The sequence below is a fragment of the Burkholderia ambifaria AMMD genome (genome assembly GCF_000203915.1).
In the GTDB taxonomy this organism is placed as follows: domain Bacteria; phylum Pseudomonadota; class Gammaproteobacteria; order Burkholderiales; family Burkholderiaceae; genus Burkholderia; species Burkholderia ambifaria.
Window position 1 is genome coordinate 3,051,301 of the sequence record NC_008390.1, and the last position, 23,535, is coordinate 3,074,835.

19 protein-coding genes are annotated in these 23,535 nt (G+C 66.7%); 1 reads left to right on the forward strand and 18 read right to left on the reverse strand.

The window, feature by feature from the left end:
* The first annotated feature begins 42 nt into the window (after positions 1–42).
* Positions 43–873 carry a formate dehydrogenase accessory sulfurtransferase FdhD gene (gene fdhD, locus BAMB_RS13985; protein WP_166488181.1) on the forward strand — a complete coding sequence of 277 codons (831 nt, stop codon included), beginning with the start codon at positions 43–45 and terminating at the stop codon, positions 871–873.
* Between the two features lie 59 nt (positions 874–932).
* Here fdhD and BAMB_RS13990 read toward each other — a convergent pair whose 3' ends face one another.
* The 18 genes from BAMB_RS13990 to BAMB_RS14075 all read right to left on the reverse strand — a co-directional run bounded on the left by BAMB_RS13990 (position 933) and on the right by BAMB_RS14075 (position 23,029).
* Complete coding sequence (locus BAMB_RS13990; RefSeq protein WP_011657891.1) at positions 933–1,700, reverse strand: enoyl-CoA hydratase; 768 nt, start codon at positions 1,698–1,700, stop codon at positions 933–935.
* A 91-nt stretch (positions 1,701–1,791) separates the two neighbouring features.
* The gene (locus BAMB_RS13995; RefSeq protein WP_011657892.1) at positions 1,792–2,991 is read right to left on the reverse strand and encodes an acetyl-CoA C-acyltransferase; all 1,200 of its coding nucleotides are present in this window, start codon (positions 2,989–2,991) and stop codon (positions 1,792–1,794) included.
* Positions 2,992–3,066: 75 nt separating this feature from the next.
* A complete protein-coding gene (locus BAMB_RS14000) occupies positions 3,067–5,502 on the reverse strand; it encodes a 3-hydroxyacyl-CoA dehydrogenase/enoyl-CoA hydratase family protein (protein WP_011657893.1) in 2,436 nt (811 codons plus the stop codon).
* 113 nt (positions 5,503–5,615) lie between these two features.
* Positions 5,616–7,403 (reverse strand): acyl-CoA dehydrogenase C-terminal domain-containing protein, encoded by a 1,788-nt coding sequence (locus tag BAMB_RS14005; RefSeq protein ID WP_041491270.1) that lies wholly within the window; start codon positions 7,401–7,403, stop codon positions 5,616–5,618.
* A gap of 56 nt (positions 7,404–7,459) precedes the next feature.
* A complete protein-coding gene (locus BAMB_RS14010) occupies positions 7,460–8,059 on the reverse strand; it encodes a TetR/AcrR family transcriptional regulator (protein ID WP_006751498.1) in 600 nt (199 codons plus the stop codon).
* 188 nt (positions 8,060–8,247) lie between these two features.
* A complete protein-coding gene (clsB, locus tag BAMB_RS14015) occupies positions 8,248–9,522 on the reverse strand; it encodes a cardiolipin synthase ClsB (protein WP_011657894.1) in 1,275 nt (424 codons plus the stop codon).
* On the reverse strand, positions 9,519–10,013 hold the full coding sequence (gene nudB, locus BAMB_RS14020) for a dihydroneopterin triphosphate diphosphatase (protein WP_041491271.1): 495 nt from the start codon (positions 10,011–10,013) through the stop codon (positions 9,519–9,521). Before nudB ends, clsB begins: the two co-directional genes overlap by 4 nt.
* A 157-nt stretch (positions 10,014–10,170) precedes the next feature.
* The gene (aspS, locus tag BAMB_RS14025; protein ID WP_011657896.1) at positions 10,171–11,973 is read right to left on the reverse strand and encodes an aspartate--tRNA ligase; all 1,803 of its coding nucleotides are present in this window, start codon (positions 11,971–11,973) and stop codon (positions 10,171–10,173) included.
* Positions 11,974–12,040: 67 nt separating this feature from the next.
* On the reverse strand, positions 12,041–12,691 hold the full coding sequence (locus BAMB_RS14030) for a DUF502 domain-containing protein (RefSeq protein WP_006751501.1): 651 nt from the start codon (positions 12,689–12,691) through the stop codon (positions 12,041–12,043).
* Between the two features lie 61 nt (positions 12,692–12,752).
* Positions 12,753–13,088, reverse strand: coding sequence for an FmdB family zinc ribbon protein (locus BAMB_RS14035; RefSeq protein WP_011657897.1), 336 nt, complete (start codon positions 13,086–13,088; stop codon positions 12,753–12,755).
* Between the two features lie 96 nt (positions 13,089–13,184).
* On the reverse strand, positions 13,185–13,811 hold the full coding sequence (locus BAMB_RS14040) for a class I SAM-dependent methyltransferase (RefSeq protein WP_011657898.1): 627 nt from the start codon (positions 13,809–13,811) through the stop codon (positions 13,185–13,187).
* Positions 13,812–13,828: 17 nt separating this feature from the next.
* Positions 13,829–15,406 carry a ubiquinone biosynthesis regulatory protein kinase UbiB gene (gene ubiB / locus BAMB_RS14045; RefSeq protein WP_011657899.1) on the reverse strand — a complete coding sequence of 526 codons (1,578 nt, stop codon included), beginning with the start codon at positions 15,404–15,406 and terminating at the stop codon, positions 13,829–13,831.
* Between the two features lie 12 nt (positions 15,407–15,418).
* Positions 15,419–16,045 (reverse strand): ubiquinone biosynthesis accessory factor UbiJ, encoded by a 627-nt coding sequence (locus BAMB_RS14050; protein ID WP_011657900.1) that lies wholly within the window; start codon positions 16,043–16,045, stop codon positions 15,419–15,421.
* Between the two features lie 162 nt (positions 16,046–16,207).
* Positions 16,208–17,242 carry a Tim44 domain-containing protein gene (locus BAMB_RS14055; RefSeq protein ID WP_011657901.1) on the reverse strand — a complete coding sequence of 345 codons (1,035 nt, stop codon included), beginning with the start codon at positions 17,240–17,242 and terminating at the stop codon, positions 16,208–16,210.
* A gap of 41 nt (positions 17,243–17,283) precedes the next feature.
* Complete coding sequence (ubiE, locus tag BAMB_RS14060; protein WP_011657902.1) at positions 17,284–18,015, reverse strand: bifunctional demethylmenaquinone methyltransferase/2-methoxy-6-polyprenyl-1,4-benzoquinol methylase UbiE; 732 nt, start codon at positions 18,013–18,015, stop codon at positions 17,284–17,286.
* Between the two features lie 52 nt (positions 18,016–18,067).
* Positions 18,068–18,481, reverse strand: a complete 414-nt coding sequence (locus BAMB_RS14065) for a gamma-butyrobetaine hydroxylase family protein (protein WP_011657903.1) — start codon at positions 18,479–18,481, stop codon at positions 18,068–18,070.
* Positions 18,478–18,921, reverse strand: a complete 444-nt coding sequence (locus BAMB_RS14070; protein ID WP_011657904.1) for an HIT family protein — start codon at positions 18,919–18,921, stop codon at positions 18,478–18,480. The genes BAMB_RS14065 and BAMB_RS14070 overlap by 4 nt, the downstream gene beginning before the upstream one ends.
* An 85-nt stretch (positions 18,922–19,006) precedes the next feature.
* A complete protein-coding gene (locus BAMB_RS14075) occupies positions 19,007–23,029 on the reverse strand; it encodes a DUF3683 domain-containing protein (RefSeq protein WP_011657905.1) in 4,023 nt (1,340 codons plus the stop codon).
* Positions 23,030–23,535: the final 506 nt, after the last annotated feature.

A 23,535-nucleotide genomic window follows, 5' to 3' on the forward strand; every position in this document is an offset into this window, starting at 1 on the left:
GGCGCACACGATCGTCGCCGCCGCTGCGTCGAATCAACGGGAGTGCTCGTGAATCCGACTGAAACAGAAGAACCGCGCGGCGCGATCGAGCTGTCCGTGCGCCGCACGCGCGGCGGCGCGGTCGAGACGGCCCACGACTACGTCGGCCAGGAATGGCCCGTCGCGCTGGTCTTCAACGGCATCTCGCACGCGGTGATGATGTGCACGCCGCGCGACCTCGAGGCGTTCGCGGTCGGCTTCGCGATCTCGGAAGGGATCGTCGAGCGCGGCAGCGACATCAAGGACATCGACGTGATCCTGCACGCCGACGCGCCGCTGCCGCACGCGGAGGTGCATCTGGAGGTCGTCCAGCAGGCGTTCGCCGCGCTGAAGGACCGGCGCCGCGCGCTTGCCGGGCGCACCGGCTGCGGCGTGTGCGGGATCGAAAGCATCGACCTGCTCGATCTCGCGCCGGAACGGGTGCCCGACACCGGCTTTCTCGCGCGCCTCGCGCCCGACGCGCTCGCGCGCGCGGCCCACGCGCTGCCGGCCCATCAGGCCCTCACGCGGCTGACCGGCGGCCTGCATGCGGCCGCATGGTGCGACGCAACAGGTACGATCCGGATGGCGTTCGAGGATGTCGGCCGCCACAACGCGCTCGACAAGCTGATCGGCTCGCTCGTGCTGGCACGCGCCGACGCGACCGACGGCTTCGTGTTCCTGTCGAGCCGGGCAAGCTACGAGCTCGTGCGCAAGTCGGCGCGGGTCGGCATCCCGATGGTCGCGACGATCTCCGCGCCGTCGTCGCTCGCGATCGAGATCGCAAAGGCGGCCGGCCTGCGGCTCGTCAGCTTCTGCCGCGAAACCGGCCACGTCGATTACGGCACGGCCTGACGCCGGCCATCCTGCCGTCCGGGCACGCCGGCGGGTCCGTGCCGGCGCGCCCCGCCGCGTCAGTCGAACTGACGGAAATCCGGCTTGCGCTTCTCGAAGAACGCCGTCATCGCCTCGCGCGCTTCCGGCGCGCGCAGCATCGTGGAGAAGTGGCCGGCTTCCTCGGCGATCCGCGCGGCAACCGCGACCCCGCCCGTATCCTTCAGCAGCGCCTTCGTCACGCGCAGCGACGACGCCGGCAGCGCCGCGAGCTTCGCGGCCTGCTTCGCCGCGAATGCGTCGAGCTCGGCGGCCGGCAGCACGCGATTGACGATGCCGATCCGGTACGCTTCCAGCGCATCGAACGCTTCGCCGAGCAGCAGCTTCTCGGCCGCGACCTGATGGCCGGCCAGACGCGGCAGCAGCGCGCTCGACGCAGCTTCCGGACACAGCCCGAGCTGCGCGAACGGCAGCGAGAACGTCGCGACGTCGGCCGCGTAGACGAGGTCGCAGTGCAGCAGCATCGTCACGCCGACGCCGACCGCGACGCCCGGCACCGCGGCGACGATCGGCTTGCTTGCCTGGCTGATCCGCGCAAGAAACTGAAACACCGGCGCGTTCTCGTCCTTCGGCGGCGCCTTCAGGAAATCCTCGAGATCGTTCCCCGCGCTGAAGTTGCCGTCGCTGCCGCGCAGCAGGATCACGCGGATCGCCTTGTCTTCCTGCGCGTCGGCGAGCGCATCGGCCATCGTCTGGTACATCGCCGCCGTCAGCGCGTTCTTCTTCGCCGGGCGTGCGATCGTGATCGTCATCACGCCGTCGGCGCGTTCCACTTGAATTTCGGCCACAACCGTCTCCTTTGACGTCCTCTACCGGAATGAAAAAACGGTGCGCGAGCTCGTGGCCCGCGCACCGTCGTCGCTTGTCGTCGCGTCCCGCTTACAGGCGTTCGATGATGCCCGCCGCACCCATGCCGGTGCCGACGCACATCGTGACCATCCCGTACTTCAGGTTGCGGCGGCGCAGGCCGTGCACGACGGTCGCCGCGCGGATCGCGCCGGTCGCGCCGAGCGGGTGCCCGAGCGCGATCGCGCCGCCGACCGGGTTGACCTTCGACGGGTCGAGGCCGAGATCGCGGATCACCGCCAGCGACTGCGCGGCGAATGCCTCGTTCAGCTCGATCCAGTCGAGATCGTCCTGCTTCAGGCCCGCGGCCTTCAGCGCGGCCGGAATCGCTTCCTTCGGACCGATGCCCATGATTTCGGGCGGCACGCCGCGCACCGCGAAGCTCACGAAGCGCGCGAGCGGCGTCAGGTTGAATTGCTTGAGCACCTTCTCCGACACGACGAGCAGCGCACCCGCGCCGTCCGACGTCTGCGAGCTGTTGCCGGCCGTGACCGAGCCCTTGTTCGCGAACACCGTGCGCAGCTTCGCGAGGCCTTCGAGCGACGTATCCGCGCGCGGACCTTCGTCGAGCGCGATCTCGCGCGTCTTCACGTCGACTTCGCCTGTCGCGAGGTTCGGGAAACGCTCGGTGAGCGTGTACGCGGCGATTTCGTCGCCGAACTCGCCGGCCTGCTGCGCGGCGAGCGCCTTGCGATGCGATTCGACCGAGAACGCGTCCTGGTCTTCGCGGCTCACCTTCCACTGCTCGGCGACGCGCTCGGCGGTCAGGCCCATCCCGTACGCGATGCCGAAGTCTTCGCTGCGATCGAAGATGTGCGGCGACATCGACGGCTTGTTGCCCATCATCGGCACCATGCTCATCGACTCGCAGCCGCCCGCGAGCATCGCGTCGGATTCGCCGACGCGGATGCGGTCGGCCGCCATCGCCAGCGCCGTGATGCCCGACGCGCAGAAGCGGTTGACCGTCACGCCGCCGACCGTCTGCGGCAGGCCCGCGAGCAGCGCGCCCATGCGCGCGACGTTCAGGCCCTGCTCGGCTTCCGGAATCGCGCAGCCGATGATCGCGTCCTCGATCAGCTTCGTGTCGAAGCCGGGCACCTGCGCGACCGCCGAGCGGATCGCGTGAACCAGCAGCTCGTCGGGACGCGTGTTCTTGAAGACTCCGCGCGGGGCCTTGCCGATCGGGGTGCGGCTGGCGGCGACGATGTATGCGTCTTGCAGTTGTTTGCTCATTTGAAACTCCTTGGCCTGTCGACCAGAGTCGGCGCTTCAGCGCTTACGCTGGTCCCATGCTATGCATTCGCTCACTCAGTTACGCACCGGCTTGCCGGTCTGCAACATGCCCATGATCCGTTCCTGCGTCTTCTGCGTGCCGAGCAGCTCGACGAACGCGCGGCGCTCGAGCGCGAGCAGCCACTGCTCGTCGACGAGGCTGCCGGCTTCGACGTCGCCGCCGCACACGGCTTCGGCGATGCGGCTCGCGATCAGGTAGTCGTGATCGCTGATGAAGCGGCCGTCACGCATGTTGACGAGCGATGCCTTGATCGTCGCGATCGCCGAGCGGCCCGCCACCGGCACGTCCTTCGCGCGCAGCGGGGCGCGATAGCCGACGTCGGCCAGCGCACGCGCTTCCTTCTTCGCGGTGTCGAGCAGTTCGAACACGTTGAAGACGATCGTGTCGGACGGCTTCAGGTAGCCCATCGCGCGCGCATCGTGCGCCGACGACGACACCTTCGCCATCGCCGCGTTCTCGAACGACTTCGTGACGAACTTCAGGATCTCGGTGGTCGCGTTCGCGGCCGTGGCCGCCTCCGCCGCGCGCAGCGCCGCTTCCTTCAGGCCGCCACCCGCCGGCACGAGGCCGACGCCCACTTCGACGAGACCGATGTAGCTCTCGACGTGCACCACGCGCTTCGCGCTGTGCAGCATCAGCTCGCAACCGCCGCCGAGCGCGATGCCCGACACGGCCGCGACGACCGGCACGTTCGCGTACTTCACGCGCAGCATGCCTTCCTGGAACTTCTTCACGAACGGCTCGATGCCCTTCGCGCCGCCCATCATGAACGCGGGCATCGCCTCTTCGAGGTTCGCGCCGGCCGAGAACGGGCCGCCCGGCGTGCCGAGCTTCAGCGACGTCGGCTGCCAGATCACCACGCCCTTGTAGTCCTTCTCCGCGAGTTCGATCGCCTGCACGAGGCCGTCGATCACGCTCGGCCCGATCGTGTTCATCTTCGACTTGAACGACACGATCACGACGTCGTCTTCACCTGCACGGTCGTCGACCCACGCACGCACCGCGTCGGTTTCGAACAGCGTCTTGCCGTACGACTTGGGATCGGCGCCGGTTTCGCCGATCAGCGGCGCGCGGAACACCTGCCGGCCGTAGACGGCCAGGTCGGAACGCGGCACGAAGCGCTTCGACGCCGGCGCCCACGAGCCTTCGGCCGTGTGCACGCCGCCCTGCTCGGCGACCGGGCCTTCGAGCACCCACGACGGCAGCGGCACGTTCGCGAGCGCCTTGCCGGCCGCGATGTCTTCCTGCACCCACTCGGCGACCTGCTTCCAGCCGGCGGCCTGCCAGCCTTCGAACGGGCCTTCGTTCCAGCCGAAGCCCCAGCGGATCGCGAGGTCGACGTCGCGCGCGTTGTCGGCGATCGACTCGAGATGCACGCCGATGTAGTGGAATACGTCGCGGAAGATCGACCACAGGAACTGCGCGTGCGGATGATCCGTCTCGCGCAGCAGCTTCAGGCGTTCCGCCGGCGGGCGCTTCAGGATGCGGCCGACGGTTTCGTCCGCCTTCGCGCCCGCATCCACATAGGTGCCCGTCTTCGCGTCGAGCACCTTGATCGCCTTGCCTTCCTTCTTGTAGAAACCGCCGCCCGTCTTCTGGCCGAGCGCGCCCTGCTTCACCAGCTCGGCGAGCACGGCAGGCGTCTGGTAGACCGGGAAGAACGGATCGTCGGCGAGGTTGTCCTGCATCGTCTTGATCACGTGCGCCATCGTGTCGAGGCCGACCACGTCCGCAGTGCGGAACGTCGCCGACTTCGCGCGGCCGAGGCGGCTGCCAGTCAGATCGTCGACTTCGTCGAAGCGCAGGCCGAACTTCGCGGCCTCGGTGATCACCGCGAGGATCGAGAAGATGCCGACGCGGTTCGCGATGAAGTTCGGCGTGTCCTTCGCGCGCACGACGCCCTTGCCGACGATGCTCGTCAGGAACGTTTCGAGCTGGTCGAGGATGTCGGCACGCGTATGCGCGGTCGGGATCAGCTCGACCAGATGCATGTAGCGCGGCGGGTTGAAGAAGTGCACGCCGCAGAAGCGCGACTTCAGTTCGTCCGAGAAACCTTCGGACAGCGTCGTGATCGACAGGCCCGACGTGTTGGTCGCGAAGATCGCGTTCGGTGCGATGTGCGGCGCGACCTTCTTGTACAGGTCGTGCTTCCAGTCCATCCGCTCGGCGATCGCCTCGATCACGACGTCGCACTCGGCGAGCTTCGCGATGTCGTCCTCGTAGTTCGCGGCTTCGAGGTATTTCGCGTCGTCCTTCACGCCGAACGGCGCGGGCGACAGCTTCTTCAGGTTCTCGATCGCCTTCAGCGCGATCGCGTTCTTCGGGCCTTCCTTGGCCGGCAGGTCGAACAACAGTACCGGCACGCGCGCGTTGACGAGGTGCGCGGCGATCTGCGCGCCCATCACGCCGGCGCCCAGCACGGCGACCTTGCGAATCAGGAAATTGCTCACGGGATGTCTCCGGATAGTGTCGTGCAGCGCGGGTTGTGAGGGCTGCACGGCGAAGTGAGTACCAGGAACCGTTGCGTCGGGGCGGCGCGCGGCGCACACCGCCCCGACTCGCATCAGAACAGCGATTCGTCGACTTCCATCAGCGTCTTCGAGCCGGCGCGCGCGGCGCGGATCGTCGCTGCCGTCTCGGGCAGCAGGCGCGCGAAGTAGAAGCGGGCCGTCGCGAGCTTCGACTTGTAGAACGGGTCGCCCGACGCTTCGTTGTCGAGAGCGATGCGCGCCATGCGCGCCCAGAAGTACGCGAACACCAGATGGCCGACGGTGCGCAGGTACGGCACGGCGGCGGCGCCGACTTCGTCCGGGTTCTGCATCGCCTTCATGCCGATTTCCATCGTCAGCTTCTGCACCTTGTCGCCGATGTCGGCGAGCGGGTTGATGAACTCGGCCATCTCCGGCTTCACGCCTTCGGCTTCCGCGAATTCGGTCACGAGCTTGCCGAACTTCTTCAGCTTCGCGCCCATGTCGCCGAGCACCTTGCGGCCCAGCAGATCGAGCGACTGGATCGAGTTCGTGCCTTCGTAGATCATGTTGATCCGCGCGTCGCGCACGTACTGCTCCATGCCCCACTCGGAGATGAAGCCGTGGCCGCCGTAGATCTGCATCGCGTGGTTGGTCGACTCGAACGCGTTGTCGGTCAGGAATGCCTTGATGATCGGCGTGAGCAGCGCGACGAGGTCGGCCGCTTCCTTGCGCACCGCTTCGTCACCGTGCGACAGTTCCTTGTCGATCTGCAGCGCGGACCAGTACGTGAACGCGCGCGCGCCTTCCGCGTAGGCCTTCTGCGTGAGCAGCATGCGGCGCACGTCCGGATGCACGATGATCGGGTCGGCCGGCTTGTCCGGTGCCTTCGGGCCCGTCAGCGAGCGCATCTGCAGGCGCTCCTTCGCGTACGTCAGAGAGTTCTGGTACGCGACTTCCGTCAGGCCCAGGCCCTGCATGCCGACGCCGAGACGCGCGGCGTTCATCATCACGAACATCGCGTTGAGGCCCTTGTTCGGCTCGCCGACCATCCAGCCCTTCGCGTTGTCGAGGTTCATCACGCACGTCGAGTTGCCGTGGATGCCCATCTTGTGCTCGATCGAGCCGCACTTGATGCCGTTGCGCTCGCCCGGCTCGCCCGCGGCGTCCGGCACGAACTTCGGCACGATGAACAGCGAGATCCCCTTCGTGCCTTGCGGCGCGTCCGGCAGGCGCGCGAGCACGAGGTGGACGATGTTCTTCGACATGTCGTGCTCGCCGCTCGAGATGAAGATCTTCGTGCCGCTGATCGAGTACGAGCCGTCGCCGTTCGGCTCGGCCTTGGTGCGCAGGATGCCGAGGTCGGTGCCGCAGTGCGGCTCGGTCAGGCACATCGTGCCCGTCCATTCGCCCGACACGAGCTTCGGCAGATATTGCTGCTGCAGTTCCGGCGCGCCGTGCGCGTGCAGGCATTCGTACGCGCCGTGCGACAGGCCCGGATACATCGTCCATGCCTGGTTCGCCGAGTTCAGCATTTCGTAGAGCGCGTTGTTCACGAACGCGGGCAGGCCCTGGCCGCCGTAGTCCGGATCGCAGCCGAGCGCCGGCCAGCCGGCCTCGACGTACTGCCGATACGCTTCCTTGAAGCCGGTCGGGGTCTTCACGACGCCGTCGCCTTCATACGTACAGCCTTCGCGGTCGCCGACCTGATTCAGCGGGAACAGCACCTCGGAGCAGAACTTGCCCGCCTCCTCGAGAACCTGGTTGATCGTGTCGGCGTCGAGGTCCGCATGCCGCGGCATTTGCTTGACCTCGGCTTCGACGTTCAGAAGCTCGTGCAACACGAATTGCATGTCGCGCAGCGGCGCGGCGTACTGTCCCATGACTCTCTCCAAAGTGGGCAAACGGCTCGAGCTCCTGGCGGGCGGGTCACGCGCCGCTAACGGCTCTCGCTCTGATACGAAACGATCGTCTTTTCCAGCGCGGCCCACGTGAGGCGCACGGCATCCGGCGAATGCAGGAAGCGTGCGTCGTGATGCAGGCCGAGCGTGAAGCTGTACAACTCGAAGAGCATCAGGTCCGGATCGGTATCCGCACGCAGATGGCCTTCTTCCTTCGCCTGCGAAATGGCACGCAGCATCGCGGCACGCCAGGCCGTCACGCTCGCGATCAACTGCTCGCGCACGGGGCTGTCAGGCCGGTCGTCGTACTCGACGGCTCCGCTGATGTAGATGCATCCGGTCGTCACCTCCTGGATGCGCTTCTCCGTCCAGCGCGCCAGCATCGCCCGGAGGCGCGGCAAGCCTCGCGGCTCGCGCAGGCTCGGAAAGAACACCTCGTTTTCGAAACGATGGTGATATTCGCGGACGACCTCGACCTGGAGGTCTTCGCGCGATCCGAAGTGCGCGAACACACCGCTCTTGCTCATCTGCATGCGCTCGGCCAGCAGGCCGATCGTCAGCCCCTCCAGCCCGTCACGGCTGGCGAGGTCCAAAGCAGCTTCGAGTATCGCGGCACGCGTCTGTTCGCCTTTTCGCATAGCTTTTTCTTAACCGTTCGGGGGTTCGAATAAAATCGAACGGCCGTACTATTATTGAGTGCGGCCGCTCGCGAAACAAGGAAATTATTAGAAACCGGTGTCTAACCGAGCCGCTATTTTGCGCGATTCCGGCGGGGCCGGAGCGGCTTTTCCGCACGAACGTGCGGACAGATTTTTGAAGCGGATGCTTAGTCGTAACCGCCGACCGTCAATGCCTTCATCACGACGCGGTACGTGTTGTACGCGAGCCAGCTCAGCATACGCTCGATGCGCGGCCGCGCGGCGTAGCGGGCGGCGTCGATCTCGCGGCCTTCGGCGAATGCGCTCGTGATCGCGTCGCGCAGCTCGTTGGTGAGCGCATCGTAGCGCACCAGCACGACATTGGCCTCATTGTTGAGCATCAGGCTCAGCGCGTCCAGATTCGACGAACCGACCGTCGCCCAGTTGTCGTCGATCACCGCGACCTTGCCGTGCAGGATCGTCTTGTCATATTCCGCCACGCGCACGCCCGCGCGCAGCAGCGCGTGATACAGGAACGGCACGGCCGTATCGAGCGCGGTGAACTCGTTGCGGCCGATCAGGATCCGCACGTCGACGCCGCGCCGCGCGGCGCCCGTCAGCGCACGGCGCAGCTTGCGGCCCGGCATGAAATACGGGTTCGCGAGCAGGATCCGCTGTCGCGCCCGCCCGATCGCGGCGAGATATGCCTTCTCGATCGCGCGGCGGTTCACGACGTTGTCGCGCGCGACGAACGCGACGCTCGGCTCGGTGACGACCCGCAGTGCACCTGCCTTGATCCATCGGTGGCTGCGCATCCAGCGCCGGAACATGTCCGGGAACGCCTCGCCGCCGTGCAGCCCGGCCGCGTACTGCGCATACGGCTTGTGGCCGAACTGGATGCGGTGCCACTGCAGTTCGAACGCGGCGCGCACGTCCGACACCGCCGGCCCGGCCATCTCGACCGCGAAATCCCAGCGCGGAAATGGCAGCGTCGCGGTGCCCTGCGTGTAGTCGTCGACGATGTTGATGCCGCCGCAGTACGCGACCGCATGATCGATCACCGCGAGCTTGCGGTGCGTGCGCGAAAAGCCGAAGCGGCCGAACAGGTAGCGGTTGTAGATGCAGTGCTCGACGCCGGCGTCGGCCCACGTGTCGAACAGCGGCAGGCGCGCGGTGCCGACGCCGTCGGTGATCACGCGCACGCGCACGCCGCGCTGCGCCGCGCGGATCAGCGCATCCGACACCGGTCGGCCGGCCGCATCGTCGCAGAAGATGTAGGTTTCGAGCATCACCTGCTCGCGCGCCGCCTCGATCCGCTCGATCAGCGCCTGGAAGAATTCGCCGCCGGTCGTGCACAGCCGCACCGTGTTGCCGGCCGTGAATGCGAGCCGCGACGCGGAGCCGCGCTCCTGCAGGAACATCTGCCGCAATTGCGCGAAGCGCTTGCGGGTTTCCGAATTCATGCGGACGAGCCGTGCGGCGCCCGCGCGAGCGACACGCGCACGGGCAGTTGCAGGATCGCCTCGGCGTTCGACGGCGAGTAGCAGCGCGCGGCCGCTTCGCGGTACGGCAGCCATGCATGGTCGACATGCTCGCGCGGCGACAGCGTCACGTCGACGCGGCGCGGCACGCACAGGCCGAACCAGTGCTCGACGTTGCGCGTGACGCCCGGCCCATAGCGATGCAGGTATTGCGGATAGATCGTGTATTCGATCTGGTGGTGCCAGTCGATCAGCGCGGTGGCCGGCACGTCGTGCGTACCGACCAGGATGCCGGTTTCCTCGGCGACTTCGCGCGCGGCGGTGAGCGCGAGCGGCTCGTCGAGCGCATCCTTCGATCCGGTCACCGATTGCCAGAAATCGGGCTGGTCGGCACGCTTGATCACCAGCACGTCGAGTTCGGGCGTGTAGATCACGACGAGAACGGATTCGGGAATTTTCGGCGGCTTCGTCATCTTTGTTTCATGCGACACAGGGCCGTGCGCCGGGCCTGTGCCCGAACGTGCGGCAAGTGCTGCGACTGTACCGCAAAAAACGAAACAGGCGCATCGCGGCGCCTGTTTCGTTGGGGTGTCGTGCGCGCGTCGCCGCGCGCACGACCTGCGACAGGCGTTACGCCTTCGGCTGTTCCGGCTGACGCAGACGGATGTGCAGTTCGCGCAGCTGACGCTCGTCGACCGGGCTCGGCGCCTGCGTGAGCAGATCCTGCGCACGCTGCGTCTTCGGGAACGCGATCACGTCGCGGATCGAGTCGGCACCGGCCATCATCGTGACGATGCGGTCGAGACCGAACGCGATACCGCCGTGCGGCGGCGCGCCGTACTGGAGCGCGTCCAGCAGGAAGCCGAACTTCAGTTGCGCTTCTTCCGCGCCGATCTTCAGCGCGCGGAACACCTTGCTCTGCACTTCCTCGCGATGGATACGCACCGAGCCGCCGCCGATTTCCCAGCCGTTCAGCACCATGTCGTACGCCTTCGCGAGGCAGCGGCCCGGATCGGTCTCGAGGTACTCGAGGTGCTCGTCCTTCGGGCTCGTGAACGGGTGGTGCGCCGCGACGTAGCGCGCATCTTCGTCGTCGTATTCGAACATCGGGAAATCGACGACCCACAGCGGCTTCCAGCCGGCCTGGACGAGGCCGTTCGCCTTGCCGAATTCCGAATGACCGATCTTCAGGCGCAGCGCGCCGAGGCTGTCGTTGACGACCTTCGCGCGGTCGGCCGCGAAGAAGATGATGTCGCCGTCTTCAGCACCGGTGCGCTCGAGGATCGCCGCGATCGATGCGTCGTGCAGGTTCTTGACGATCGGGCTCTGCAGGCCGTCGCGGCCCTTCGCCTTCTCGTTGACCTTGATCCACGCGAGGCCCTTCGCGCCGTAGATGCGCACGAATTCCGTGTAGCCGTCGATGTCGCCACGCGACAGCTCGCCACCCTTCGGCACGCGCAGCGCCGCGACACGGCCGTCCTTCGCGTTGGCCGGCGTGCTGAACACCTTGAAGTCGACGTCCTTCATCGCGTCGGTCAGCTCGGTGAATTCGAGCTGCACGCGCAGGTCCGGCTTGTCCGAACCGAAACGCGCCATCGCTTCCGAGTACGGCATCACCGGGAATGTCGCGTCGAGTTCGACGTCGATCGTCGTCTTGAAGATGTGACGGATCATGTCTTCGAAGAGATCACGGATTTCCTGCTCGCCGAGGAACGACGTCTCGCAGTCGATCTGCGTGAATTCCGGCTGGCGGTCGGCGCGGAGATCCTCATCGCGGAAGCACTTGGTGATCTGGTAGTAACGGTCGAAGTTCGCGACCATCAGCAGCTGCTTGAACAGCTGCGGCGACTGCGGCAGCGCGAAGAACTGGCCCGCGTTCACGCGCGACGGCACCAGGTAGTCGCGCGCGCCTTCCGGCGTGCTCTTCGTCAGCATCGGCGTTTCGATGTCGATGAAGCCCTGCTCGTCGAGGTACTTGCGCGCTTCGATCGCGACGCGGTAGCGCAGGCGCAGGTTGTGCTGCATCTGCGGACGGCGCAGGTCGAGCACGCGGTGCGTGAGGCGCGTCGTTTCCGACAGGTTGTCGTCGTCGAGCTGGAACGGCGGCGTGACCGACGCATTCAGCACGTTCAGTTCGTGACACAGCACTTCGATCTTGCCGCTCTTCAGGCCGGCGTTGACCGTGCCTTCCGGACGGTTGCGCACGAGACCCTTGATCTGCACGCAGAACTCGTTGCGCACGCCTTCGGCGGTCGCGAACATTTCCGCGCGATCCGGGTCGCACACCACCTGCACGAGGCCTTCACGATCGCGCAGGTCGATGAAGATCACACCGCCGTGATCGCGGCGGCGCTGCACCCAGCCGCACAGCGACACGGTTTGGCCCAGCAGGTGTTCGGTCACGAGACCGCAGTATTCAGTACGCATCGACATGATGTTTGCTTTCGTTCGGTTTGATCAACGGGTGCCGCAACGCGCGGCCCGGGCGATGATTCTTTACTTACAGCGGCGGCTCGACGGGGCGGCGGGCGGGCACCGGAGCCGGCGCCGAAGGCGCCACGACGCCCATCGAGACGATGTACTTGAGCGCGGCATCGACCGACATGTCGAGTTCGATGACTTCGCTCTTCGGGAGCATCAGGAAGAAGCCCGACGTCGGGTTCGGTGTCGTGGGCACGTACACGCTCACGTACTCTTCCGTCAGATGGTTGACCACGTCGCCGCCGGGCGCGCCGGTCAGAAACGCGATCGTATACGAGCCGCGACGCGGGTATTCGATCAGCAGCGCCTTGCGGAACGCGTTGCCGCTGCTCGACAGCAGCGTGTCCGACACCTGCTTGACGCTCGTGTAGATCGGCCCGACGACCGGGATGTGACGCACGACCGCGTTCCACCACGTGACGAGCTTCTGGCCGATGAAGTTCTGCGTCGCCAGCCCGACGACGAAGATGAACGCGAGCGTCAGCACCGCGCCGAGCCCCGGCAGGCGGAAGCCGAGCGCCCGCTCCGGCTGCCACGATTCGGGCAGCAGCAGCAGCGTCTGGTCCATCGTGCCGATGATGAGACCGAGCACCCACAGCGTGATCGCGAGCGGGACGAGAACCAGCAGGCCGGTCAGAAACACCGATTTCAGGGTCGTCTTTTTCATCATCTGCCGTCAATGAACCGCGCCGGAAGCGCGGTGTGGACGCGGCCCGGACGGGCCGCGACTGTCAACTGCCGGCGGCGGGCGCCGCAGCCGGGGCCGGCGCGGCGCTCGTCGTCGTACTTTCGGAACTCGTGGCGGCGGCCGCCGGCGCAGCGGTGGCGGGTGCCGCAGCCCCCGCTTCGCCCGTCGCCGTCGCCGGCGCGCTGGTGCCGCCCGAGCCACCGCGGAAATCGGTGACATACCAGCCGGAGCCCTTCAGCTGGAAGCCGGCGGCGGTGACCTGCTTGCGAAAAGCATCCTTCCCGCATTCGGGGCACTGCGACAGCGGCGCGTCGCTCATCTTCTGGAGCATGTCCTTCGCGAAACCGCACGCTTCGCATCGATAGGCGTAGATCGGCATGATATTTTTCCCGCGGAAACTGGAAACGGCTTGCAAAACCTTGAATTATATCCGAAACCCCGGCGCGCTCCGGCAACGGCCGCGACGCGCCGGGCTTCAGCGACGGCGCCACGTGAGCCAGCGCTCGTGTCCTTCGAACACGGCCAGCGAATCGGTCACGGGCAGATCGTCGATCAGCTCGAAGTGCGGCGCGAGCAGCGCATCGAGTTCGGCGCGCTCGATGCCGAACGGCGGGCCCTTCGGTTTCTTCGTCACGAAGAAATAACCGGCCAGCAACGCGCCGGCGGGCAGCAGTTCGGCCATCCGCGCCGCATAGCCGGCGCGCAGGCTCGGCGGCAGCGCGCACAGGAACGCGCGCTCGTACACCCACTGCACGTCGAACGGCGGCCGATACATGAAGAAATCGGCCTGCTCGACGACGTCCGCATGCGCACCGAGCTGCGCCTTCGCGGCCGCCACCGCCTGCGCGGCGAAATCGATCGCGCGCACGGGCCAGCCGGCCTGCGCGAGCCAGCCGGCCTCCTGCGCACTGCCGCAGCCGGGAATCAGCACCGCGCACGGCCCGAGCCGCTGCGCAAACGCGCGAAACCCTTCCGGCACGCCGCCGAATTCCCACGGCGTCACGCCGCGCGCGAAACGCTCGTCCCAGAACGATGCGTCGCCGGGGTCGCGCGTCGCGAAATCGGCGGCGCCCGGCGTGGACGGTTGCTTCGGTTCGGACATCGCGCGGCTCCTGTCGGTCACGCGCCGTACGCGAGCGCGAGCAGCACGCGCGCGACGAGCGCCCCGACGCCGACGGCAAGACCGAAGATCAGCAATGCCTGCAGCAACCGGTTGGTCCGTTTCTGCTCGATGAGGACCTGACGCATCAGGTCTTCGCTCGCCGCACGCGGCGCATCGTGGCGCGCCGCCATCGCGTGATGGATCAGGCGCGGCAGTTGCGGCAGCGTCTTGCTCCACTGCGGCGCCTCGACCTTGAAGCGCTCGTACCAGCCGCGCAGGCCGATCTGCTCGGTCATCCAGCGCTCGAGATACGGCTTCGCGGTCTTCCACAGGTCGAGTTCGGGATCGAGCGAGCGGCCGAGCCCCTCGACGTTCAGCATCGTCTTCTGCAACAGCACGAGCTGCGGCTGGATCTCGACGTTGAAGCGGCGCGACGTCGAGAACAGGCGCATCAGCACCTGGCCGAGCGAGATGTCTTTCAGCGCGCGGTCGAAATACGGCTCGCACACCGCACGGATCGCGCTTTCGAGTTCCTCGACGCGCGTCTCGGGCGGCACCCAGCCCGATTCGAGGTGCAGCGTCGCGACGCGGTGGTAATCGCGCTTGAAGAACGCGAGGAAGTTCTGCGCGAGGTAGTTCTTGTCGAAATCCGACAACGCGCCGACGATCCCGAAATCGAGCGCGATATAGCGGCCGAAGGTCTTCGGGTCGAGACTCACCTGGATGTTGCCCGGGTGCATGTCAGCATGGAAGAAACCGTCGCGAAACACCTGCGTGAAGAAGATCTCGACGCCTTCGCGCGCGAGCTTCTTGATGTCGACGCCCGCGGTGCGCAGCGTCTCGACCTGGCTGATCGGCACGCCGGTCATGCGCTCCATCACGAGGACCTGCGACGTCGAGAAATCCCAGAACATCTCGGGCACGAGCAGCAGGTCGAGGCCCGCGAAGTTGCGGCGCAGCTGGCTGCCGTTCGCGGCCTCGCGCATCAGGTCGAGCTCGTCGTGCAGGTACTTGTCGAATTCGGCGACGACTTCGCGCGGCTTCAGGCGCCGGCCGTCGGCCCACATGCGCTCGGTCCACGTCGCGATGTCGCGCATCAGCGCGAGGTCGGAATCGATCACCGGCAGCATGTTCGGGCGCAGCACCTTGACCGCGACGGCCTTGCCCGCGTGCACGCCCTGCTTCAACTTCCCGAAATGCACCTGCGCGATCGACGCGCTCGCGATCGGCTCGCGCTCGAATTCGTCGAACAGCTCGTCGACCGGCGCGCCGAGCGACTTCTCGATGATCGCTATCGCGACAGCCGAATCGAACGGCGGCACCTGGTCCTGCAGCTTCGCGAGTTCGTTCGCGAAATCGACCGACAGCAGGTCGCGGCGCGTCGACAGCACCTGGCCGAACTTCACGAAGATCGGGCCGAGGCTCTCGAGCGCGTGACGCAGCCGCACGGCGGGCGGATCGGAATAGCGGCGGCCGATCGTCGTGATCCGCAGCAGCAGCTTCACGCGTCGGTCGTCGATCCGGGACAGCATCACCTCGTCGAGGCCGAAGCGGATGACGGTGTAGACAATCTTGATGAAACGGAAAATGCGCATGCCCTGCGGCCCTCAGTGCGCGCCGCGCGGGCCGGAACCCGTGCGCGCGCCGATTTTTTGTTCGAGTCGCTCGATCCGTTTTTCGACCCGCGCGAGCGCATCGCGCGCACGCGCCAGTTCGGCGTCGAAGCCGCCGAGCACCGTGCGCCGAACGACTTGCGGGTTCTCGTCGAGCCAGTACTCGGCGACGGAATCGAGCACGTTGCGGCCGGTGCGGCGCGCGCGTGCGCCGGCGTCGCGCACGACCGTCGCGATCCGGTGCGCCGCCGCGTCGCCGACCAGCTTCGCGAGATCTTCTTCAGGTTCCCAGCGCAGGTGCTCGGCCAGCTTCGCGATCTGCGTCGCGAACTCCGCGTCGCCCTCGATCTTCACGTGCTTCATCACGGCCGGCTGGCCGCCTTGCAGGAACGCGGCGACCGCGTCGCCCGCGAGCGCGATCGACACGTCGACGTGTTGCGCATCGTGCGCGTCCACCGCGGATAGATAACCGTCGGGCTGCACGAGCAGCGTGAGCGTGACGGGCGGCACGTCGAGCCGGGCGGTCTTGCCCGCGTAGGGGATCAGGCGGTCGCGCGCCCACGATTCGCGCGCGAGCAGGTGATTGACAGCAGCAGCAAAAGGCTTGGCGGCAAAGGTCATCGGGCTGGGAAAGAAAAACCCGCGCAGGCCGGGCGCCTACGCGGGTTTCTATTGTAACGTCGGATCGTCGGCAGACCGCGGCCAACCGCACACCCGGGCGGCAAGCGGTCGCAGTGCGACGACCGTCGCCCGGGCAGCCGGCAAGCCGGCCGCCGGTCACGCTCAGTGCGTGTTGATCTGCTGGATACCCGCGAGCAGCCAGCCCTGGCTGCCCGACTTCGACAGGTTCCACACCTCGTCGAGCGGCGCGGCCGGCGCGTTCGCCGATTCGCGGATCAGCCCGTGGAAGCGCACGCTCGCCGACTGCTCGATGCCGCGATCCTCGATCGCGACCAGCTCCGCGTCGAGCTGCACGACATCGGTCTGGTTCGCTTCGTTGCCGCGCGAATCGAGATCGATCTTGATCTCGGCGAACATTTCCGGCGTCGTGAACTCGCGGATGTCGGCCAGGTTGCCCTGGTCCCATGCCGCCTGCAGGCGCACGAAGTAGACCTTCGCGCTACGCAGGAACGCTTCGGTGTCGAAGCCGGCCGGCACCTGCAGCGGTGCGGCCGCCATCGCGCCCGCCGCACCGGCAGCCGCCGCGCCGCCGCCGAACACGCCTTGCGCTTCGTTCGCATAGCTGCTGCCGCTGCCCGCATAGTTGTTGCCGGTGCTGCCCTGCTGGAACGACGGGCTTTGCGAGTAGCCACCCGACGACGATGCCGAGCCGCCGACCGAATACGCCGGCTCCTGCGAACGGCGGCGGTTCATGAACTTGCGGACCAGCCAGATGCCGATCATCGCGAGCAGTGCGATCACGATGACGTTCGCCATCATGCTCGCGAACGCGCCGCCCAGGCCGAAGTGCGACAGCAGCGCCGCGATGCCGAGGCCGGCCGCGAGACCGGCGATCGGCCCGAGCCAGCGCGAGCGGTTCGGCTGCGCGGCCGGTGCCGGGGCGGCCGGGTTCGCGCGCTGCGCCTGATTCGGTGCGGCCTGCTGCATCGGCTGCTGCGCGGGCGGCGTGGCCTGGCGCTGCGTGACGGTGGAATTCTGACGGCCGATGCTGCGCCCGCCGCCCATGCGCTTGGCCTCGGCGTCGAGCGATGCGAACGTGCCGGCCGTGAGCAGGCCGACCATCAGCAGCGTGCCGGCCCGTCGAGCCCACGGCTTCGACGGCTTGCTACGGTTGAACAACGAACGCGATTCGGACATCAGTTTCTCCAGATGTAAGGCGAATGTATGGGAAGAACCCCTTAGTACTTGGTTCCTAGGTGTAAAGCTACCACGCCACCTGACAAATTGTAATATTTGACGGCATCGAGGCCCGCTTGTTCCATCATCGTCTTCAGCGTGTCCTGATCGGGGTGCATCCGGATAGATTCAGCAAGATACCGATAACTTTCAGCATCTTTCGCGAACTTGTCGCCAAGCCACGGTAATACTTTGAAAGAATACAGATCGTACGCTTTTTTCAGCGGATCCCAGACTTTCGAGAATTCGAGCACCATCACGCGGCCGCCGGGCTTCGTCACGCGGCGCATCTCGGCGAGCGCGGCGTCCTTGTGCGTCATGTTGCGCAGCCCGAACGCGACCGTGACCACATCGAAGTAGTTGTCCGGAAACGGAATTTTCTCCGCGTCGCACAGCAAGGACGGCGTCACGATGCCCTTGTCGAGCAGCCGGTCGCGGCCGACGCGCAGCATCGATTCGTTGATGTCGGTGTGCCAGACCTCGCCCGTCGGGCCGGCCGCCTTCGCGAACGACTTGGTCAGGTCGCCCGTGCCGGCCGCGATGTCGAGCACCTTGAAGCCGGGGCGCACGTTCGCCTGCGCGATCGTGAACGCCTTCCACGCGCGGTGCATGCCGGCCGACATCAGGTCGTTCATCAGATCGTAGTTGCTCGCGACCGAATGGAACACGCCTGCCACTTTCTTCGCTTTTTCGGTTTCCTCGACGCTTTCGAAGCCGAAGTGGGTTTTACTCATCGCGTTGATCCTCAGTAAATGGCAAGACGGCGCCGAGCGGGCGCCGTCGATATCAGTGGCAGTGGCCGTGCGGCGCGGGTGCCGCCTGCATCGGCGCGTCGCGCTCGACGCCCGCCGCCTTCAGTTTGTCGAAATAGTCGCGCCACAGCGCGTCCTGCTGCGTCGCCAGTTCGTACAGCAGATCCCACGAGTAGATGCCGGTCGAATGGCCGTCGGAGAACGTCGGCTGCAGCGCATAGTTGCCCACGCCCTCGAGCGCGGTGATCGTCACCTCGCGCTTGCCGGTCTGCAGCGTCTCCTGGCCGGGCCCGTGGCCGCGTACCTCGGCCGACGGCGAATAGACGCGCATCAGCTCGAACGGGATCCGGAAGTTCTCTCCGTTCGGGTATTGCAATTCGAGCACGCGCGACACCGCGTGCACGACGACGCCGGACGGAATCGGCGTCGTGGAAGTCAAACCGCTCATGGCTGCCTCGAATCGGTCGTTCGTTGAATTTCCTCGCGCACCGCATTGTGCAGCAGCGAGGCCTGCGCCGCGCGCGAGCGCAGCAGCGCCTCGGACACGCTGCGCTGGCGCGGCGCCCACACGGGCTGCGGGAAATGGGCGTCGTTCGAGAAGCGCGGGATCACGTGCCAGTGCACGTGCGGCACCATGTTGCCGAGGCTCGCGAGATTCACCTTGTTCGGCTGCATCACGCGGCGCACGGCGCGCTCCACCGCGTAGACGATGCGCATCAGATGTGCCCGCTCGGGCTCGCCGAGATCGGAGAACTCGGCCACGTGCGCGCCCCAGATCACCCGGCAGAAGCCCGGGTAGTCGTGCTCGCCCGCCGCAAGGACGACGCGCAGCATGTCGTCCTGCCAGAGCACCTCGCCGCCGTCTTCACGGCAAAACACGCATTCCATCGTCGCTCCCATGTGGACGGGCGCCGGCGCTCATGCGCCAGCGCCCGCTCATCCCAAGCCCGGCCGGGCGGTCGTCATGCCCGCATTAGACCAGCACGCGCTCGATCCCGCCATTGTTCGCGTGTGCGACATAGTCGGCCATCCAGTTCTCGCCGAGCACCTGGCGCGCGATTTCGACCACGATGTAGTCGGCCTCGATGTTCGCGTCCTCGTTGTAGCGCGACAGGCCCTGCAGGCACGACGGGCAGCTCGTCAGGATCTTCACGTCCGGGCCGTTCGCGGCCGCGGCCGGCGCCGGCGCGTTGCCGGCCACGACCGGGATGCTGCGCAGCTTCGCGGCACCCTTGCGGATTTCCTCTTCCTTGCGGAAGCGGACCTGCGTGGAGATGTCCGGACGCGTGACCGCGAGCGTGCCCGATTCGCCGCAGCAGCGATCGTTCTTCTCGATCTTGTAGCCGTCCTTCTCCGCGCCCATCAGCTCGTTGACGAGCTTGACCGGATCCATCGTCTTGATCGGCGTATGGCACGGGTCGTGATACATGTAGCGCGTGCCCGTCACGCCGTCGAGCTTCATCCCCTTCTCGAGCAGGAACTCGTGGATGTCGATGATCCGGCAGCCCGGGAAGATCTTGTCGAATTCGTAGCCTGCAAGCTGGTCGTAGCAGGTGCCGCACGACACGACCACCGTCTTGATGTCGAGGTAGTTCAGCGTGTTGGCGACCCGGTGGAACAGCACGCGGTTGTCGGTGACGATCTTCTCGGCCTTGTCGTACTGGCCCGAGCCGCGCTGCGGATAGCCGCAGCACAGGTAGCCCGGCGGCAGCACCGTCTGCACGCCCGCTTCCCACAGCATCGCCTGCGTCGCGAGGCCGACCTGCGAGAACAGGCGCTCGGAGCCGCAGCCCGGGAAGTAGAACACCGCTTCCGAATCGACCGTCGTCGACTTCGGGTTGCGGATGATCGGCACGATCTTGTTGTCCTCGATGTCGAGCAGCGCGCGCGCCGTCTTCTTCGGCAGGTTGCCCGGCATCTTCTTGTTGACGAAGTGGATCACCTGCTCGACCACGGGCGGCTTGCCGACCGTCGCCGGCGGATGCTGCGTCTGCTTCGTCACGACCTTCTTCAGCATGTCGTTCGCGAAGCGCTGCACCTTGTAGCCGACGCCCATCATCGCGCCGCGCGCGAGGTTGATCGTCTGCGGATTGGTCGCGTTCAGGAAGAACATGCCCGCCGCATTGCCGGCGTTGAATTTCTTCTTGCCCATCTTGCGCAACAGGTTGCGCATGTTCATCGTGACGTCGCCGAAATCGATCTTCACCGGGCACGGCGTCGCGCACTTGTGGCACACCGTGCAGTGGTCGGCCACGTCGTTGAACTCGTCCCAGTGCTTGATCGACACGCCGCGGCGCGTCTGTTCCTCATACAGGAACGCCTCGACCAGCAACGAGGTCGCGAGGATCTTGTTGCGCGGGCTGTACAGCAGGTTCGCGCGCGGCACGTGGGTCGCGCACACCGGCTTGCACTTGCCGCAGCGCAGGCAGTCCTTCACCGAATCGGCGATCGCGCCGATGTCGGACTGCTGCATGATCAGCGACTCGTAGCCCATCAGCCCGAAGCTCGGCGTGTACGCGTTGCGCAGGTCGGCGCCGTCGAGCAGCTTGCCCTTGTTGAAGCGGCCGTGCGGGTCGACGCGCTGCTTGTACGCGCGGAATTCGGCGATCTCGTCGTCGGTCAGGAACTCGAGCTTCGTGATGCCGATCCCGTGCTCGCCGGAGATCACGCCGTCGAGCGAGCGCGCGAGCTTCATGATGCGTGCGACCGACGCGTGCGCGTCCTGCAGCATCTCGTAGTTGTCGGAGTTGACCGGGATGTTGGTGTGGACGTTGCCGTCGCCCGCGTGCATGTGCAGCGCGACGAACACGCGGCCGCGCAGCACGCGCTTGTGGATCGCCTGCGCTTCGTCGAGGATCTGCTTGAACGCGCCGCCGTTGAAGATCGCGCGCAGCTCCGCGCGGATCTCCTGCTTCCACGAGATGCGGACCGTGCGGTCCTGCGTGATGTGGAACACGGTCGCGCCCGGTTGGTCGTCAGCACGATCGGCGAACTTCTCGGCAAGGGCCTCGTAGCCGAGCTGCACGAGGTAGTGCTGCGCCTCGCGCAGCGGCTGGTCGAGCCGGTCGCGCACGAATTCCCAGCGGGCACGCACGCGCTTGAGCAGCTCCAGCGCCTGCTGCACGCGATCCTCGAGCAACTCGGCGCTCGGGATCTCGTTCGCGTCGTCGGTCTTGCCGAGCGGCAGGTTGCCGGCGCGGAAGAACGCCTCGAGCGCGTCGACCAGCTGCAGCTTGTTCTTCAGCGACAGCTCGATGTTGATCCGCTCGATGCCGTCGGTGTACTCACCCATCCGGTTCAGCGGGATGACGACGTCCTCGTTGATCTTGAACGCGTTCGTGTGCTTCGCGATCGCGGCCGTGCGGCTGCGGTCGAGCCAGAAGCGCTTGCGCGCCTCCGCGCTGACCGCGACGAAGCCTTCGCCGCTCTTGCCGTTCGCCATCCGGATCACTTCGGACGTCGCTTGCGCGACCGCATCGGCGTCGTCGCCGACGATGTCGCCGATCAGCACCATCTTCGGGAAGGCGTTGCGCTTGCTCTTGGTCGCGTAGCCGACCGCGCGCAGGTAGCGCTCGTCGAGGTGCTCGAGGCCCGCGAGGATCGCGCCGCCCTGCTTCGACGTCTCGAACAGGTAGTCCTTGATTTCGACGATGCTCGGGATCGCCTCGCGCGCCTGGCCGAAGAATTCGAGACAGACGGTGCGCGTGTGCGCGGGCATCTTGTGCAGCACCCAGCGCGCGGAGGTGATCAGCCCGTCGCAGCCTTCCTTCTGCACGCCCGGCAGGCCGGCGAGGAACTTGTCGGTGACGTCCTTGCCGAGGCCTTCCTTGCGGAACCGGCGGCCTTCGATCTCGAGCATCTCGGTCTTCAGCAGCTTCTCGCCCGGCGCATACGCGCCGTCGAACCACTTCAGCTCGAAACGCGCGACCGCGATGTCGTGGATCTTGCCCTGGTTGTGCTCGTGGCGCGTGACTTCGAGCCAGTTGCCCTCCGGGTCGACCATCCGCCACCAGGCGAGGTTGTCGAGCGCGGTGCCCCACAGCACGGCCTTCTTGCCGCCGGCGTTCATCGCGACGTTGCCGCCGATGCACGATGCGTCGAGCGAGGTCGGATCGACCGCGAACACGTAGCCGGCCGCTTCGGCCGCTTCCGTCACGCGGCGCGTGACGACGCCCGCGCCGGAGAAGATCGTCGGCACCTTGTGCGCGACGCCCGGCAGTTCGGTGAGCTCGACCGCGCCGAGCTGTTCGAGCTTCTCGGTGTTGATCACCGCGGAGAACGGCGTGAGCGGCACCGCGCCGCCCGTGTAGCCGGTGCCGCCGCCGCGCGGGATCACGGTCAGGCCGAGCTCGAAGCAGGCCTTGATCAGTGCCGCGATCTCGGCTTCGGTATCGGGGGTCAGCACGACGAACGGGTATTCGACGCGCCAGTCGGTCGCATCGGTCACGTGCGACACGCGCGACAGCCCGTCGAAGCGGATGTTGTCCTTCTGCGTGCAGCGGCCAAGCGCCTTGGTCGCGCGGCGGCGCAGGTCGGCCATCTTGTCGAATTCGTCGGCGAATTCGTCGACCGCGCGCTGCGCGGCGGCCTCGAGCATCTCGACACGTTCCGCGCGTTCGCGGCCGGCGTCGTCGTGGTGCGCGGTCAGGTCGGCGCGGCGGCGCTTGCCGATCTCGGTCAGACGGTGGTTCAGCGCCTCGATCAGGAGCGCGCGGCGCTTCGGGTTGTCGAGCAGGTCGTCCTGCAGGTACGGGTTGCGGCGCACGACCCAGATGTCGCCGAGCACTTCATACAGCATCCGGGCCGAGCGGCCCGTGCGGCGTTCGGCGCGCAGCTCGTCGAGCACCGACCACGCGTCCGCGCCGAGCAGGCGGATCACGATCTCGCGGTCGGAGAAGGACGTGTAGTTATAGGGAATCTCGCGCAGTCGGGGCGCGGGGTCGGCGGCGACGGCGGCGGCCGCGCCATGCGGATCGAAAACTTGTGGTGCGTTCATGTTCGGACGACTCGGAGGGCCGATACACCGTGCACGGGCGTCGGCAAGCGCGTAGGCGCAATCTTGGGGAAATCTGTTCTGTTGCCAGGCACGCGATTATTTCGCATGGGGCCGGAGCGGGTCTGGACTCACCGTTCCGGGGTGGCAGGGCCTGGCGGCACTCGGAGCCATCAGCACGATCGCGCGCGGCGCGCATGCCGTTCCGCCGCAGGGCTGGCTGCGCGCGGCGTCGGCTTCAACGGGGCGATCCGAGGGTGCCTCTGCATCTTCCGATCCTTGATTCAAAACAGAATTCTAACCCATGATCGCGCCGTCCGTGACAGGCCGGACAGCTCGTGGGGCTTTCGCCGCAACCCGCACCAGGCCTGGTTCGGCACGATTTTGCGGCGACATTCGCCGTCCGTCCGGTCGGTAACCATGCGGTTAAGCCGGTAAACAGGGACGCGTCACGCGGCAAACACGGCCGCCCGCGCGGTTTCGCGACGGTGCGCCCGGCATGCCGCTTG